Annotated in this window: 13 protein-coding genes and 1 pseudogene; 11 read left to right on the top strand and 3 right to left on the bottom strand. The window is 46.4% G+C overall.

Going from position 1 to position 16083, the window contains the following annotated elements; genetic code table 11:
• Nucleotides 1–35 precede the first annotated feature (35 nt).
• The 6 genes and pseudogenes from ACYVI9_RS01735 to ACYVI9_RS01710 all read left to right on the top strand — a co-directional run.
• A pseudogene (locus tag ACYVI9_RS01735) lies at nt 36–947 on the top strand (rhomboid family intramembrane serine protease); the annotation flags it as partial.
• Between the two features lie 531 nt (nt 948–1478).
• Nucleotides 1479–2594, top strand: coding sequence for an endonuclease/exonuclease/phosphatase family protein (locus ACYVI9_RS01730; RefSeq protein WP_460759810.1), 1116 nt, complete (start codon nt 1479–1481; stop codon nt 2592–2594).
• Nucleotides 2595–2903: 309 nt separating this feature from the next.
• Nucleotides 2904–4406: a cysteine--tRNA ligase gene (cysS, locus tag ACYVI9_RS01725; protein ID WP_460759808.1), complete on the top strand. Its 1503-nt coding sequence runs from the start codon at nt 2904–2906 to the stop codon at nt 4404–4406.
• A gap of 32 nt (nt 4407–4438) precedes the next feature.
• A complete protein-coding gene (locus tag ACYVI9_RS01720) occupies nt 4439–5722 on the top strand; it encodes an ABC transporter permease (RefSeq protein ID WP_460759805.1) in 1284 nt (427 codons plus the stop codon).
• Nucleotides 5723–5813: 91 nt separating this feature from the next.
• Nucleotides 5814–6734: a PfkB family carbohydrate kinase gene (locus tag ACYVI9_RS01715; RefSeq protein WP_460759803.1), complete on the top strand. Its 921-nt coding sequence runs from the start codon at nt 5814–5816 to the stop codon at nt 6732–6734.
• A gap of 173 nt (nt 6735–6907) precedes the next feature.
• Nucleotides 6908–7471: a cupin domain-containing protein gene (locus ACYVI9_RS01710; RefSeq protein WP_460759801.1), complete on the top strand. Its 564-nt coding sequence runs from the start codon at nt 6908–6910 to the stop codon at nt 7469–7471.
• A 16-nt stretch (nt 7472–7487) separates the two neighbouring features.
• Here ACYVI9_RS01710 and ACYVI9_RS01705 read toward each other — a convergent pair whose 3' ends face one another.
• Complete coding sequence (locus tag ACYVI9_RS01705; RefSeq protein ID WP_460759798.1) at nt 7488–7889, bottom strand: winged helix-turn-helix transcriptional regulator; 402 nt, start codon at nt 7887–7889, stop codon at nt 7488–7490.
• Nucleotides 7890–8113: 224 nt separating this feature from the next.
• Here ACYVI9_RS01705 and ACYVI9_RS01700 point away from each other — a divergent pair, with 224 nt between their 5' ends.
• Both ACYVI9_RS01700 and ACYVI9_RS01695 read left to right on the top strand, forming a co-directional pair.
• On the top strand, nt 8114–8419 hold the full coding sequence (locus tag ACYVI9_RS01700) for a hypothetical protein (protein ID WP_460759795.1): 306 nt from the start codon (nt 8114–8116) through the stop codon (nt 8417–8419).
• Nucleotides 8420–8675: 256 nt separating this feature from the next.
• Nucleotides 8676–9668 (top strand): aspartate-semialdehyde dehydrogenase, encoded by a 993-nt coding sequence (locus ACYVI9_RS01695; protein ID WP_460759793.1) that lies wholly within the window; start codon nt 8676–8678, stop codon nt 9666–9668.
• 82 nt (nt 9669–9750) lie between these two features.
• Here the strand turns inward: ACYVI9_RS01695 and ACYVI9_RS01690 are convergent, their stop codons facing one another.
• Both ACYVI9_RS01690 and ACYVI9_RS01685 read right to left on the bottom strand, forming a co-directional pair.
• Complete coding sequence (locus ACYVI9_RS01690; protein ID WP_460759790.1) at nt 9751–10416, bottom strand: DUF2461 domain-containing protein; 666 nt, start codon at nt 10414–10416, stop codon at nt 9751–9753.
• Nucleotides 10417–10547: 131 nt separating this feature from the next.
• Entirely contained in the window at nt 10548–11612 is a 1065-nt protein-coding gene (locus ACYVI9_RS01685) for a helix-turn-helix transcriptional regulator (protein ID WP_460759787.1), read from the bottom strand.
• A 307-nt stretch (nt 11613–11919) separates the two neighbouring features.
• On the opposite strand from ACYVI9_RS01685, the gene ACYVI9_RS01680 reads away from it, so the two are divergent.
• The 3 genes from ACYVI9_RS01680 (at nt 11920) to ACYVI9_RS01670 (ending at nt 15791) form a co-directional block, all read left to right on the top strand.
• Nucleotides 11920–12738 (top strand): carboxypeptidase-like regulatory domain-containing protein, encoded by an 819-nt coding sequence (locus ACYVI9_RS01680; protein ID WP_460759785.1) that lies wholly within the window; start codon nt 11920–11922, stop codon nt 12736–12738.
• Between the two features lie 135 nt (nt 12739–12873).
• Entirely contained in the window at nt 12874–14322 is a 1449-nt protein-coding gene (locus tag ACYVI9_RS01675) for a TonB-dependent receptor (protein WP_460759782.1), read from the top strand.
• 59 nt (nt 14323–14381) lie between these two features.
• The gene (locus tag ACYVI9_RS01670) at nt 14382–15791 is read left to right on the top strand and encodes a hypothetical protein (RefSeq protein WP_460759780.1); all 1410 of its coding nucleotides are present in this window, start codon (nt 14382–14384) and stop codon (nt 15789–15791) included.
• Nucleotides 15792–16083 lie beyond the last annotated feature (292 nt).

Below are 16083 nucleotides of genomic sequence, written 5' to 3'. Positions count from 1 at the left end.
TAAAACGAAAAACCAGGCAAATTTTTCACTTAATTATGGGCATTTCAGACAGAAATTTTGATAGCCGGCTGTCTTTCGGTTCCAAAATCAATCCGGTCGTGGTATTGATCGCCATTGCGATGATTGTTTTTGTGGTATTGGCATTCTTTAAAGCCATCAACTATGTCCGGCTTGGCCCCGATGCAGATACAGATATCAGTGCCTATTTTAGCCAGCATATTCTGAGTTGGTTTGCCCTTTCGGATGATACCGCCCGGCTCTGGAAACGCCCCTGGACCCTGTTGAGCTATTCATTTGTCCATACCGGCGTTTGGGCATTATTTGCCAACATGCTATGGCTCTGGTGCTTTGGGTTTATTTTCACAGATCTCACAGGATTCAAGAAAGTCGTTCCGGTTTTTATTTACGGTTCTCTGGCAGGGGCACTGGTCTTCCTGATATTGGGTCGGTGGCTGCCCGAAACAGGAACTGAACTCAGTTATCTGACCGGTAGTAATCCCGGTATCCTGGCAGTTTGCATAGCGGCGACCACCGTCAGCCCCAGCTACAAGGTATTACCCATGCTGGCCAGGGGCATTTCATTATGGATAATTGCACTCATCTTTCTGGTCGTAAATTTTGCCACCCTGCCACCCAATCATCCGGTGCTCTATTTGACCTATCTGGCCAGTGCACTGACCGGTTACCTGTTCATTTTTACATTGAGAAGGGGTTTCGACGGCAGTGAGTGGATGAACCGTCTGTATGACTGGGCCGGCAATCTGTTTAATCCGGAAAAGCGATCTGCACAAAGGCAATCGATAAAATCTGCGCTTTACTACAAGACGACACAAGCACCTTTTACGAAATCTCCAAAACTGACCCAGAAAAAAGTGGACGAACTTCTGGACAAAATCAATCAAAAGGGATATGAGAGCCTCTCAACCGAAGAAAAGGAGTTTTTGAAAAGAGCCAGCCGTGAAGATCTCAAAAAGTAATCCTTTCCAGTGAACTACCCATTGGCTAAAGACCAATGTGCTTCGTGCTTCACAGCGATTTGCTTACTGCTCCGAGGAGTTAGAAGTTTTACTATCGCTCCACACGTGTACGCGCAAGTCCCTTACGAGGTTTTTACATCTTATACTGATGTTGCAAATATCAGTATTATACAAGAAAACAATTTTGTGCCTTAGATCCCAAAAGCTAAAGACTTTTGGGATCTAAGGCACGTTTTATAAAAAGCAGCATACAGGACCTGAATGCGTTATCCCGCTAACCCTATCTTGAATCTACCGCAACCAGGCCTTCCAGCCGATGAAAAAAATAGGCATACTGATTATCAAGCTTTTAATCCGGCTATAAGACCTTGTTTCTTTGGCACCTGCCCCGAAACAGTCCGCTTTCCGGAAAGAGCAATCATTACGCAGCACTAAAAATTTATCGGTGGGGGATTAGCCTGTATTGGCCGACTTGGCTATCTTTCAGGTCTAATTCGGAACATGAGTATTTTGGCGAAAATAAGCAATCGGGTTTTGCTGCTGATAAATTCAGCACTGGTCGTCCTGTTCCTCTTGGCCTGCATCAATCCCTATATCGATCCTGAAAACTGGCCCCTGCTGGCCCTGATCAGTCTAAGCTTCCCTTTTCTTCTGGCCGGCGTTATTTTTTTTACCGTTTTCTGGTTGTTTATTCGTAGGAAATGGGCCCTGATTTCTGGCATCGCCCTGATCATCGGTGGCGGCGCCATTACCGATTTCTTGGCCTTTAAGTTCTTTACACCGCCTTTTAAAGCCGATACACCAGATCAGCATATCCGTGTTGCGACCTGGAATGTGGCGCGGTTTATAGAGATGGTTCGTAATAATAACAAAGGCAGCCAGACCCGCTACAAAATGCTGCGACAGATTAAAGCTGTAAATGCTGATATCCTCTGCCTGCAGGAATTTGCCTCTTCGATCAATCCCGACTGGTATAACAATATTGTGGCAGTTTCCAAAGGCCTGGACTATCCGTATTATTATTTTTCCCATGATGTGGATGGTGATCGACTGTTCAATGGAAGTGTGATATTCAGTAAATTCCCCATTGCAGACACGGGCATGGTCCGCTATCCCCGGCCCACACTGCCCGAAGCACTGGTTTTTGCGGACATTGCAATTGGAAACCGGTCGGTCCGGGTCTATACTACCCATCTGCAGTCCAATCAGTTTCGTAAGGAAGATATTTCTAAAATTGAAGAACTGAAAGGTGCCAAGGGTAACATCTTGGGAAATGCCCGTTCCATCGTCTCCAAATTGGCGGTGGCGATCCGGCATCGCAGCATCCAGGCAGATATGGTGCAAAGTGTTCTGGGCAACAGTCCTTATCCCGTCATTTTCTGTGGCGACCTGAATGATGTACCCAATTCCTATACCTATAAGACCATTAAGGGCAATATGCGGGATGCTTTCCTTCAGAAAGGTTTTGGAGTGGGGCGCACTTACAGTTCCCTTTCGCCCACACTGCGGATCGATTATATTTTCACCGGGCCTGATTTTTCGGTAGGCCAGTTCAAAAGAATCACCAGTAATTTATCTGATCATTATATGATCATCGCCGATCTCCGGTTAAATTAGGGGCCAGCAGACGTTTCTGGTGAACTACCCATTGGCTAAAGACCAATGTGCTTCGTGCTTCACAGCGATTTGCTTACTGCTCCGAGGAGTTAGAAGTCTTACGATCACTCCACACGTGTACTCGCAAGTCCCTTACGAGGTTTTTACATCTTATACTGATGTTGCAAATATACTATATTATACAAGAAAACAATTTTGTGCCTTACATCCCAAAAGCTAAAGACTTTTGGGTTTTACGGCACGTTTTATAAAACTAGGCCGACTCTGTCAAGAAACTTTATTTTTGCAGCCAAACCTCAGAGGCAGCATATGGCGGATTTAAAGATATATAATTCACTTTCAAGACAAAAAGAAGTTTTCACCCCCATCACACCCGGGCATGTAGGGATGTATGTCTGCGGACCCACCGTAAGCGGGGAAAGCCATCTGGGGCATGCCCGCCCCTATATTACGTTTGATGTGGTATATCGGTACCTGACACAGCTGGGTTATAAGGTCCGCTATGTACGGAATATTACGGATGCGGGGCATTTTGAAGAAGAAGGCCGGGATGCAGAGGATAAGATTTCCAACAAGGCGGTACTTGAGAAACTGGAGCCCATGGAACTGGTACAGAAATATACCAACCTGTTTCACTGGGCCATGGCGCAATTCAATACCGTGCCCCCTTCCATAGAGCCAACGGCTACCGGTCATATTGTAGAACAGATTGAAATGATCAAGAAGCTGATCTCAGACGGCTATGCCTATGAGCGCAATGGCTCCGTTTATTTTGACGTTAAGAAATATGCTTCCTCCTATGATTACGGATTACTCAGTGGTCGAAAAATTGATGACCTCATTAGTAATACCCGGGAACTGGACGGACAACTGGAAAAAAATAACCCGGCGGATTTTGCGCTTTGGAAAGCTGCACCGCCCCAGCATATTATGCGCTGGCAAAGTCCATGGGGCGAGGGCTTCCCGGGATGGCATATTGAATGTTCCGCCATGGCAACCAAATACCTGGGCAAAAAATTTGACATCCACGGAGGGGGTATGGATCTGTTATTCCCGCACCATGAAAGTGAAATTGCGCAAAGCACGATCTGTAATCATACGGCACCGGTGAATTACTGGATGCACAATAATATGATTACCATCAATGGACGTAAAATGGGTAAGAGCTATAATAATGTAATCAAGCTTACCGAATTGTTCAGTGGAGAACATCCACTGCTCCAGCAGCCTTATCATCCGATGGTCGTCCGTTTCTTTATACTGCAAAGTCATTACCGCAGTACCCTGGATTTCAGTAATGAAGCCCTGCAGGCATCCGAGAAGGGACTGAAACGGCTCTGGGATGCTTATGAGAACCTGATAAAACTGGAAGCCGCCGCATCCGGTTCTGTCCAACCCGCCAGTGATCCGGAACTCGAGGAAAAGGTACTGCGGCTGATCGGTGAACTTCCGGGTTTTCTGGAAGATGATTTTAACACGGCCAAAGCGCTGGCAAATCTTTTTGAACTGGTGCCCGTAATCAACGGGATTAAAGACAAAGCGCTGGATGCCGGCGTGCTGTCTGCATCTGTACTGGGAAAACTGAAGGCGTCATTCCGGCTCTACCTGGAAGACATTTTTGGATTGAAAAACATTACCGGTGCTGATTACGAAAAGTTGCAGGAAGTGATGCAACTGATCATAGATATCCGTACGCAGGCACGTAGTCGTAAGGATTTTTTGACTTCAGATAAAATCAGAAACCAGCTGGCCCGCGTAGGGATTGTGCTGAAGGACGAAAAGGACGGCACGGTGAGTTGGGAATTTGCCTGAGCAGAAATGCCGGTTTCATAGAATATTCTGCCATGTACAAACTCTGGGCGACTATAAAGAAGGACTGGCGCATCATGGTGCGCGATAAAGTGGGACTGATTCTGATGTTTATCATGCCCATTCTGCTGGCTATTGTGATTACCACTGTACAGAACAGTACATTTGAACTCGTCAATGACAAGAAAGTACCCCTGCTTTTTTTAAATAGGGATGAAGGGCCAGTGGGACAGGAACTTGAGTCATCACTGGTAAAAGGCGGTATGTTCACCCTGAAAAAATTACCGGCCAATGCAAATCCGGATATATTACAACAGCGCCTGCAGGATAAAGATGCGCTCCTGGGCCTGATCATTCCGGCGCGTTACAGTAGTGACGTGTTGGCGCGTTCCCAAAGGGTGGCCGGTCAGGCTCTTCAGGTGGTTGCCGTTGATGCGGCTGCTGCTGATACCGCTAAGGTTGCTGCAATGCCGGTACAATTATATTATCATCCGGTACTACAGGCTTCCTTCCGGCAGGGCATTGAGGGCGCTTTGAGCAGCGTATTGCAGATTGTACAGAGTAAATATATTGTGCGCGAACTCTACGCCGGCATCAATGATGAGGCTGCGATGCCGGAGTCGCTGGAACAACAGATTTTGACGAATCAGACACCAGTGGAGCAGTTCGCTATCTCAAGGGACGGTACGACTGTTGTCAGCAACGCGACCCAGCATAATATTCCTGCCTGGACCGTTTTTGCCATGTTCTTTATCGTGATTTCACTGGGCTCAGGTATTGTACGGGAGAAAAGCAGCGGCAGTTTTATGCGGCTCAGAACCCTGCCTACTTCACTGGGTCTCGCCATGGTATCCAAACAAATTACCTATGTGCTCATCACGTTGATACAGGCACTGATTATTTTTTCCATTGGCAGATGGATTTTTCCGATGATGGGATTGCCTGCTATGGGATGGCCCAAAGATATGCTGAGCTTGTTGCTGGTCATTATATTTTGCGGCTGGTGTGCGGCCAGTTTTGCCATTATGATTGGTGTATTTGCAAAAACGCAGGAACAGAGTAATGGGATCGGTGCGGTGGCGATTGTTCTTTTTGCGGCCATCGGGGGTCTGTTGGTACCGGCCTTTGCGATGCCGGCATCCATGCAGCAGCTCATGCGGCTTTCCCCCCTGCACTGGTGCCTGGAAGCATTTTATGGCCTTTTACTGGAAGGAGGACGGTTCAGGGATATTTTGATGGCACTGGGTATTATCGCGCTCATGATTGTAGTTTTTCAACTAATTGCTTTTGCAGGAATGAAAAAACAACGCCTGATCTGAGCCAGGAATTAACGGTCGGATTTCGGAAATGACGCTTGGTGCTATTCCTTTACCTTTGCCCCCGTAATTTTAAAAAAATAAATTTGAACATATGTCAGTTATAGTCGTTGGATCGATGGCCTTTGATGATATTGAAACGCCATTTGGAAAATCGAATAAGATCATTGGCGGCGCGGGTACTTATATCGCGTATGCCGCCGCCCATCTGGGGCAGCCGATCCGGCAGGTTTCGGTAGTTGGATATGATTTTCCTCAGGAAGAGCTGAAGGCCCTGCAGGAGCGGGGTGTCAGCATCGAAGCTGTAGAGCAGGTACCCGATCGTAAATCTTTTTTCTGGGCCGGCCGCTACCATCTGGATATGAATACGAGGGATACCCTGGTCACAGAACTCAATGTACTGGGGGATTTTAAACCGGTGATTCCGGCATCTTATCAGGGTGCGGAGTATTTGATGCTGGGCAATCTGGCTCCGGCTGTTCAGCTCAGTGTAATAAAGCAATTGAATACCCGTCCTAAACTGATCGTTCTCGATACCATGAATTTCTGGATGGATGCAGCACTCCCCGAACTGGAAGAAGTGATCAGTAAAGTGGATGTACTGCTGGTTAACGACAGTGAAGCCCGCCAGTTGACTGCGGAGTATTCGCTGGTCAAAGCAGCCCGGAAAATATTGACCATGGGCCCGCGGTTCCTGGTTATTAAAAAAGGGGAACACGGTGCGCTGCTGTTTCATGAGAATAAAGTCTTTGTAGCGCCGGCGCTGCCTCTGGAAGAAGTGTTTGATCCCACCGGAGCGGGCGACAGTTTTGCCGGCGGATTTATTGGCTATCTGGCCCGGAGCGGTGATGTTTCCTTTGAGAATATGAAGACGGCTATCATCGTAGGCAGTGCCCTGGCCAGCTTCTGCGTAGAAAAATTCGGAACGACCCGGCTTAAGGAAATTACCGCAGAAGATATACATCAGCGTATGGAACAGTTTAAGGAACTTACTAACTATCAGGCAGATCTGTAGGCCGGATGCTGCCTTTGCGCTATTTAAGTTGGATGTGTCGGACTAATGTCGCTATACCGATTTAAATACTATAGTTCAATACCAGATGCATTTCCCATTAGTGCACTTACCAAAAGGTAAGTGCACATCTTTTTCTATTCCAGTACGGCTAGCTTTACAAAAAACATCCAACGATGCTCAGCAGAAAATCCTTTTTGGAAGCATCCGGTTTAGCCAGTGCTTTCTTTGTAGCCAGTGAATTACTCGGCAGTGGGCAACCATCAATCACTTCTTTACCAGCTATCCTTTCAAGGAGGGAAAAGCAAAATAGTTATTGGTATATCGGTCATTTGATGTCTGTACTGATTCGAAAAGAAAATACAGATAACAATTATGCATTGCTACGTTGTACCGAAAGACGTGGTTTAGAACCACCGCCACATATACATACAAAAGAAAATGAAACGTTTCTGGTGCTAGACGGCACAGTAATATACACCGTAGGCAATACTGAATTTAAAGCGACGGCCGGGGAAATAATGTTCCTGCCTAAAAACATACAACATAGCTTTAAGATACAAACAGAAACCCTCGAAACCCTGATGCTCCTTACACCAGGTGGTTTTGAAAACTATTTTATTGAAATGAGCGAACCGGCTGAAGCACTTCGCCTGCCGCCTATGCCGCGTGGGAAGCCCGATATTGCAAAACTTATTGCAACAGCCTCAAAATATGGAATAAAGTTTCCAAAAGTTTAGAAATAGGGCGTTTAATTTAATGTGTCTGCCGGATAAGCGTTTCGATGGATCGTATAGCTGTTGTGGGTGTGTCAGTCATCTGAGCGATTACTTTTTCATCCTGGAGATGGTTGTAGCCCCAAATCAAAATAGTATTGATAACCGGTATCAGCGTTTCTCCCAGGGAAGAAAGTGAGTAATCTGTTCTTACGTTAGGGATATCAACGGTTCGTTTTACAACCACCTGCTTTTCAACAAAAAAATCTAATTCCTCTGCCAGTACTTTGTCTGGAATACCAGGCAACATACTGCTAATTTCAGAGAAGCGTAATGGGCTGTTCCTTAAATTCCATAGAATACCCATTTGCCATTTACCGGCAATAAATTGTCTTGCGTATTGAATCGGACAACCTCTGTATAAGTCCTGTTCCGCATTCATATATACAAAACTAACGCTCTTCAAGTGGAAGAAATTGCCTCCGGCAGCTATTTTTTACAGGTAGCAGTTCCTGGTTTTAAATGGTTTTAAGACGCAGCGATTATAATATAGAAGCCCCTTTTCGGGGCTTTTTTTCGGCGAATCCCCCAAATATTACGGTCAACTGCGGACCCGGATACAACTGTAGCAGGGATTTTGTACTCTTAAAATAAAATTCCTGTAATATGACAAATAATAAAACCACACCTTCTTTATTGTTTTGTATCCTGATGGACGCCCTGGGTATGCTCAGTTTTACCGTTCCGGGCGTAGGAGAATTTGCCGATGTGATCTGGGCACCCATATCCGCCATTATTTTTGCCAGAACCTTCGGTGGCGCAAAAGGTCTCTTTGGTGGTGTTTTCAATTTTCTGGAAGAATTGCTGCCGGGTACCGATGTCATTCCTTCTTTTACCATCATGTGGCTGCTTACCCGTAAATCCACCGTTTTTAATAAGAAATCCTCGGTAATTCCGGTAACGCCCAAATAGCGATTATCCGGTCAATATTTCAGGCCTGGCGGTCGGGGATAAAAAAATATTTTGCAGATAGTTGATCTGCATCTATTTTTGCAACCCGATGACAATAAAGAAACATACAAAGATGAAGAAACATTCCTGACGGAAGGTTCCATTTTTGTGTGCAGACATAAAATTCTTGAACAGACCTTCCGCAAAAGCGGAAGGTTTTTTTTAACCCACTCCCGAACCTTTCAAAGGTCACCGGGAGGCTTAAATCGAAAGAAAAATGAAAGTTGCAGTTGTGGGTGCTACAGGACTGGTGGGCACTAAAATGTTGCAGGTATTGGCGGAAAGGAATTTTCCGGTAACAGAACTGGTACCGGTTGCTTCTGAAAGAAGCGTAGGCAAGGAAGTGGTTTTTAAAGGCACCCCGTATAAAGTGGTTAGCATGGAAGACGCCATAGCTGCCAAACCTGCCGTGGCTTTGTTTTCTGCCGGTGGCAGTACTTCTACTGAATGGGCCCCGAAGTTTGCGGCCGCAGGCATCACCGTCGTGGATAATTCTTCCGCCTGGAGAATGGACCCCTCCAAACCGCTGGTCGTTCCGGAAATCAACGCTGATATCCTGTCGACCAATGATAAAATTATTGCCAATCCCAACTGTTCTACCATACAGATGGTTGTGGCACTGGCACCCCTGCATAAGAAATATCAGATGAAGCGGGTCGTTGTTTCTACCTATCAAAGTGTCACCGGTACAGGCAAGCAGGCGGTAGATCAGCTGATGGGGGAACGGAGCGGCAATACTGAATATCCCATGGCTTATCCTTATCCTATTGACCTGAATGTCATTCCGCAGATTGATGTATTTCTGGACAATGGTTATACCAAGGAAGAAATGAAAATGGTCAACGAAACCAGAAAGATCATGCGAGACGACTCGATTCGGGTGACAGCTACTACCGTTCGTATACCGGTAATGGGCGGTCATAGTGAAAGTGTGAATATTGAATTCGAAAATGAGTTTGAGTTGGCGGATATCCGGAATTTATTGGAACAGACACCAGGTGTCGTTGTGGTAGATGATCTGGAGAATAAAAAATATCCGATGCCCAAAGATGCGCATGAAAAAGACGAAGTATTTGTGGGACGGATCCGTCGGGATGAAACCCAGGCCAAAACCCTGAACCTGTGGATCGTTAGCGATAACCTGCGTAAGGGAGCCGCGACCAACGCGGTTCAGATCGCCGAGTATCTGGTGGCCAATAATCTGGTCTAAGACGCGGCCTGGATCCTGAATTATATGATTGTAAAGCCGTTACCGTTATGCGGTAGCGGCTTTTTACCGGTATGGCTGGACCTTATTGCAGTGCCTGATTCAGAAACTGGTTCAAAGGCTGCAGGGTTTCGAAAGTGGTGATCAATTGTTTCACCAAACCTTTTTCCGTCAGTTGGTGATCGGTTAACGCGGCAGTCGCTACATAACTCTTGAAACGCAGGTAGGCTGCTGCTGGATTATCTGCTGCATACCCTTTGGGAACCCGAACCAGCAGATAGCCTTCATCCTGATCCAGACCCCCATATATTTTTTTAAAAGATTTTGTCAGCAGGATTTTTTCAAAATCCGTCAGATTATAATCGATTTCCTGCCTTACTTTGGTCAGCATCGGAGCGGGGGGGTGCCACATGCCACCTCCGGCAAAACTGCGGCCCGGTTCCAGGTGCAGGTAATAGCCGGCGGTCATTGACTTCTTTCCCTCGGCGTTAATGAATGCTCCGAAATTGGTTTTATAGGGGGTCTTATCTTTAGAAAAACGAATGTCCCGGTTGATGCGAAACATACAGTCCTTGGCCTTTAGATGGGCAATCGCCGGATCCTTTTTGCCAAAGCCGGCAATAACGGTGTCCACCAGTGATGCGAAATCAGCTTTAGCCGCTTCGTAGTCACTACGATGCCGGTCAAACCAGGCTTTATTATTGTTTTTTTTCAGCTTTTTTAGAAAACTTAAGGTGGCGGCTTGAATCATAACTATATATCAGGGACAGGTTGAGGTCCTCAGGCGAATATACTGCAGACCTTTTAAATCCGCTTGAAAAGACCGGTCATTGACAGGAAATCGATAGTCGGGCAAAAAAAGGGACACTTATGCCAAGACTCCTAAGCAATAGTAACCCTAAGCCAATCCAATCCAATAACTATTTCTGATTGTTGCATAAGGGTTACCAGCAAGATTTTAATTTGATGGGGAAGGTAGCCAAAATATTTTTTGAAGGCGGCAGTAAAATGAGACGCGTATTTGTAACCAGCGAGCCTGGCTACCTCGGCGATCTTTCTGTTTTCGTTCAACAAAATTTGGCGTGAGCGTTCCATACGCTGTTGGTGCAGATAGCTGAAAACGGTCGTGCCAAAAGCCTGCTTAAAGTGTTTTTTCAGGTAGCATTCGTTGGTTCCCACCTGTTGGGCCAGATCAACCAAGCTACAGGGTTTGGCGAGATTTTCATCAATAATACCTCTTACTTCCTGCATTTTCACCAGGTTGCACCCATTGATATAGGTCGCTCCCGATATTTTAAAGCTGGTCTCATATTCCTGGAACTGCAGCATTAGCAATTCGATAAGTTTGGACTTCAGGTAAAGAGCTTTATAATAGCTTTTGTGTTCAAAAAGGAACATATCATACAGCAGTGCTCTCATGCGCGCCGTCACCTTGATGCTTCGTTCGTTTAACAGAACCGGATTATTTTCTTTCAGACTACTGTAAAAAGTTTCATGCATCGGGTTATCCAGTGACAGAAACCGTTTAAAATAGTCTACTTCGATATTAATGATATAAAGTTCTGAATTCGCTTCCGTAGCCCATGCATGCTCAAACACCTGGGTATTGATAAATATCATCCCGCTTTGGTTATGCGGTACATCCGCAAATGTTCTTCCCGTCAACCGATTTTTAAAAATACTCCGGCATTTAAACGAAAATACCAGACTCACATACGGCTTGTTACTTTTAAAGGAAAAGTCTCGGGTTTCGGGCGCACTGCCCAGAATCCGTAAAAAATGGAGGTCTTTGGTAAGGAATTCGTAGAAATCACAGCTGTCAGGATGGAACAGGTCGCTGCGATTGGATTCCGCTACTTCGTGCGCTTCCATCCGGAAAAGCGCGGAATAGGGAATTATAGCTTCAGGTAATGATACTTCATTCAATTCTGGTACTGCACTTGCCATTTCTTATCCTGCCTAGTAAGGTTTTAATCGCACCCCAAATGTCCCGCCTTTTCTGCTGAAGGGTTTACGAATTCCGGAAAATCTTTCAAAATTCCCGATTGCGTTATTAGTTTTCCGTTTCCAGTTAACCAGACATTTCACCTTTGCAGCCTGAAAAGTGGCGGGCACCCCTGCGTCTACCAACAACCGTTACGGCAATCGCGCAGATCATAAGTTCTCCACAGTAAACAAGTGTATGCAAATGGGATATAATAAGACTTTGGTTTGGGCTTTTTGTTGCGGTCTGGTGCTCCTTTTTTGCCAAAACTTGCTGGCACAGGAAACGGGTCTGGTAAAAGGCATAGTCACCGATGAAAAAGGCCAACCCGCTGAGAAGGTCACCATTGGCGTCTCTGAAAATGCCCGCTTCACTGTTACCGATGCCCAGGGCCAATACGAGTTGCGTCTTCCCGCGGGTCAATATAAGCTTACTACGAGCCGGGTAGGCTATGAATCCCAGCATGCCGAAATTAGAATCCCGGCAGGCCAGACCATTATTCTGAACATCCGGATTAGAAAATCAAAACAGGAGGACCTGGAGGAAGTCACCGTAGCGACCATGACCAAAAAGAGATCCCTGGAAACCCAGGGCTTTGCAGTAGCTATTATCGATACCAAGGAGGCTTCTTTACGCAACCTGACCACCAACGAATTACTGGACCGTACGGTAGGGGTAAGGGTCAGGCAGAATGGCGGTGAAGGTGCTCCTATTGAATATAATCTCAATGGGATGTCGGGAAGTACGATCGGCTTATTTCTGGATGGCATCGAAATTTCCACTTATGGGTCTTCCTTTAACCTGAACAATATTCCGCCCGCGATGATTGAGCGGATAGAAGTATACAAGGGGGTATTGCCCGCTCACCTGAGTGGTAATTATATTGGCGGTGCCATTAATGTGGTGATGAAAAAAGATGCGTCGGCCAATAATATAGCCGCTTCGCTATCTTATGGCTCCTTTAATTCCTACCGGGCGGACCTGAGCGCCCTGTATCGCAATTCCCAAAATGGCCTGACTGCCAGGGCTTCCGGTTTTTTCAGCCACTCCGACAACAATTATGAAATGTGGGGCAAGTTCTCCAAATAAACCCTGCCGGGCGGTCGTATTGTACGAAATTACCGCATTCGCCGACCCAATGATGCGTTTGAAACGATTGGCGGACGCTTTGAACTGGGTTTTACAGATGTCAAATGGGCCGACCAGTTCTTTGTCGGCTACAATGTGTCGGATTCCTATAAGGAAGTACCCCACGGTATTACCATGACCAAGCCTTATTTCGGGAGGTTTAATGAGTACCAGGCCCATGTATTCAGCCTGAACTATACCAAAAGAAACCTGTTCACCGAAGGGCTGGCTTTAACCGTAAACGCGGTCCACAGCAAGCGTAATACCTACCTCCAGGATACCGTGAGCCTGCGGTACAACTGGGATGGTACTTTACTGGTCAAAAACTCCGAAGGTCCTCCGGAAACCTACGGCTACGAGCCGGGTAAGGGCCAGCAGGGGGATGCCATTATCAGCGATATCGACCGGTCGATCTCCAATATACGCTCCAATCTGGCTTATACCCTTTTATCGAATCACCGCTTCTCATTGAACCATAAATTTGAACATTCCGACCGGAAAGACAGGGACCTGCTGCATCCGGAAAAAACTCGATGGGTTACCCAAAACAATCTGAGTTCCAATATCTGGGCGCTCAACTATGAATCGGAACTATTTAATGGCAAGCTGAGAACCAATTTATTTGGAAAATACGCCATCTATATTACCGATCAGCGGATACCGGTAAGCGAAACGGGCAGTACCATGACCTATGAAAAAAACAGAACCCAAAGAGATAACAAGGGTTATGGAGGGACCCTGTCCTATCAGGTGATTCCAAAGGGATTTATCATCGCCTCTGCCGAAAAATCCTTTATCATGCCGACCGATCGCCATATTTACGGCGAGCCGGAAAATAATCTGCTGCCCAACCCGGATATCCTGCCTGAATTGTCGGTGAACTACAATCTGGGTGCGCGGTACAGTGTCGGCAGATCCCCCAAAAATAAATGGTCTTTCTACGGCAATGCTTTCTGGAGAAACGGCTATGATAAAATCATCCAGCAAACCCGGACGGATCCGGTGATAGAGGGCCGGGAGAACCAGGTAGAAGACATACAGGTCACTCAGTTTGTAAACCTTTCCAAGACGCAGTCCGTGGGATTTGAAGCGGAACTGAATTATATCTACGATAACAAACTGAATGCCTTGTTGAACGTGTCCCGGTTCAACTCCCTGTTCAAGCAAAAAAAAGATGAAAGGGGCAATCCGCACAGTCTGTATAACCACCAGGTACCCAATGAACCTTTTTTCACCATCAACGGAAGTCTCCAGTACCGGCTGAATCATTTGCTCCAGAAAAATTCAGTCCTGAACCTCTACTATAATGTCGGTTATGTAGCGCCCTTCAGTACAATATGGATTGAATCCGAATGGTTTACGACCCCCGCCCAGTTTCCCAATGATATGGGTGCCAGTTACCGGTTCCCGGACACCAGGCTGGTGGTTAGCCTGGATTGTAAAAATATTTTCAATGCGGAAGTATATGACAATTTCGGGGTCCAGAAACCGGGCCGGGCTTTCTATATAAAACTCAATTATACGCTTAACAATTTTAAAAAATAAACCTGCGGAATCTGTCGGGTAACAATAACACCCGGGCGATAACCGCCAAAAACAAGTATATGAACAAAACCCTTTTACAGCGATTGATGTTTGGCGCGGTACTGGTAGCCGGTACCCTGGGCGCCTGTAAGAAAAGTGAAACGACGGTTGTCGATGGTCCTTCAGGTCCGGATGCCTGGGACAGAAAATATGTCACTTTAACCGCCGCTTTTCCGGATGATGGCGGAACGGCTGGAAACGGAGGCACCATGGCTTATGCTATAACGCTGGAACAGGCTGCTAATCCTGATTTCGAAGTCAATGTATTTACCAACGGCTATGGCTTGCGCTCCCAGCGTACGGCCCGGGTACAGGGATCCGCCAATGGTAATTTTCTGTACAATATTCAGTATACCGGAACCGACGGTGGTATCTTCAACAAATACAAAGTGGAGGGAGAAAAGAATTTCGCAGATACCCGGGAAGAAGTAAATACCGAACCGATTCTTGGTTCCGCACCCCGCTGGGTTGTTGCAGCTGAGGGGATCGGTGTGGGCGTCTATGCGTCAGCGGAGGTTGAAGGCAGCGGTGCGGGTGCAGGTGCCGATTTTGTAGATGTGACCAGTACGGCCAAAATCGCCGTTTTGAACCTGAATGATCCCCAGATTACCCGTCAGGCAACCTTCACAATTCCCTTTACAGCAGAACAGACAAAAGCCGGATACCAGATTGGACGTATCGATGTACCGGTATTGAATGCCGCCAAGAACAAAATTTTTATCGGATGTAATCTCAGCAGAACGGATCCTTCCAAAAAATCCGGCGTGAACGCTTCCGGCAACCAGACCTGGAGCTCCGGCACCCGGGAATTGGGTACGGCTACCCTGGTGGTTGACTATCCTTCCCTGGCTAATCCGAAGTTAATCTTTGCCGATCCCTCCATCAGCAAAGTGAATAACCACTCTTACCGTACCATGTCCCAATATGTTGGTTCAGATGGACATTTGTATCAGGCAACTGCTACCTCCGGCGCCCAGATTCTTCGAATCAGCAGTTCGACCGACGATTATGACAACAGTTATAATTTCAATTTAAAAACAGCCCTGGGCACCGCGAATGATGTAGCCATCCGCGCCTGGAAATATATCAGTAATGGCATTGGTGTGGTATTGTACACAGAATCAGATATGCCCGGCGGTTTTATTGCCCTGATAGATTTGAATGCGAAGTCAGCTACCAAACTCACGACTGATAACCAGAATGATGTCGGATTTTCCGGGCTTTCCGCGGCTCAAAACGGAGGTACATCGTTAACGGGGACGTTTGGTCAATTTCAGCATATTGGACTGGCCGGTGATTATGTATACGTACCGATGACACCCAATGGTGTGGACGGGAACCTGTATCTGATCAATTGGAAGACCAAACAAATTTCCAAAGGGGCGAAACTGAAGAACCAATCCGGTAGTTTCTATTTGGGTGCTTACTAATGGAAGCATATCCTTACTATCCGTCTGCTGCCCCTGTGTAAGGGGCAGCGGGCGCTAAACAGGGACCCATCAGGTATTGGAATAATAACCCATTAAGCAATCTGAAATTTTCCGGATTCCGTCCTATTTTTTCCGCATTTCGTAAGTAATGCGCGCGCGACAGGTTATACCTTCGCGCTTGGTTTTCTCATCAAGTTGTGAATTAAAAAACAGCTGCCAACAGGACATCCACTGAAAGGTTTTCGGGGTTATCCAACCCATTACAAAGAAACTTTTCTGGTGGATTCCAGGC

This window comes from Niabella terrae (assembly GCF_054783135.1).
The sequence above is the reverse complement of the archived record's forward strand: the minus strand, read 5'-3'. Positions and strand labels throughout refer to the sequence as shown.

Excerpts from the sequence above, each read along its gene's own strand:
- ACYVI9_RS01690 (WP_460759790.1), bottom strand. The coding sequence starts at position 10,416 with ATGATTCAAGCCGCCACCTTAAGTTTTCTAAAAAAGCTGAAAAAAAAC.
- ACYVI9_RS01705 (WP_460759798.1), bottom strand. The coding sequence starts at position 7,889 with ATGAATGCGGAACAGGACTTATACAGAGGTTGTCCGATTCAATACGCA.
- ACYVI9_RS01670 (WP_460759780.1), top strand. The coding sequence starts at position 14,382 with ATGAACAAAACCCTTTTACAGCGATTGATGTTTGGCGCGGTACTGGTA.
- ACYVI9_RS01695 (WP_460759793.1), top strand. The coding sequence starts at position 8,676 with ATGAAAGTTGCAGTTGTGGGTGCTACAGGACTGGTGGGCACTAAAATG.
- cysS (WP_460759808.1), top strand. The coding sequence starts at position 2,904 with ATGGCGGATTTAAAGATATATAATTCACTTTCAAGACAAAAAGAAGTT.
- ACYVI9_RS01700 (WP_460759795.1), top strand. The coding sequence starts at position 8,114 with ATGACAAATAATAAAACCACACCTTCTTTATTGTTTTGTATCCTGATG.
- ACYVI9_RS01720 (WP_460759805.1), top strand. The coding sequence starts at position 4,439 with ATGTACAAACTCTGGGCGACTATAAAGAAGGACTGGCGCATCATGGTG.
- ACYVI9_RS01730 (WP_460759810.1), top strand. The coding sequence starts at position 1,479 with ATGAGTATTTTGGCGAAAATAAGCAATCGGGTTTTGCTGCTGATAAAT.
- ACYVI9_RS01715 (WP_460759803.1), top strand. The coding sequence starts at position 5,814 with ATGTCAGTTATAGTCGTTGGATCGATGGCCTTTGATGATATTGAAACG.
- ACYVI9_RS01710 (WP_460759801.1), top strand. The coding sequence starts at position 6,908 with ATGCTCAGCAGAAAATCCTTTTTGGAAGCATCCGGTTTAGCCAGTGCT.
- ACYVI9_RS01685 (WP_460759787.1), bottom strand. The coding sequence starts at position 11,612 with ATGGCAAGTGCAGTACCAGAATTGAATGAAGTATCATTACCTGAAGCT.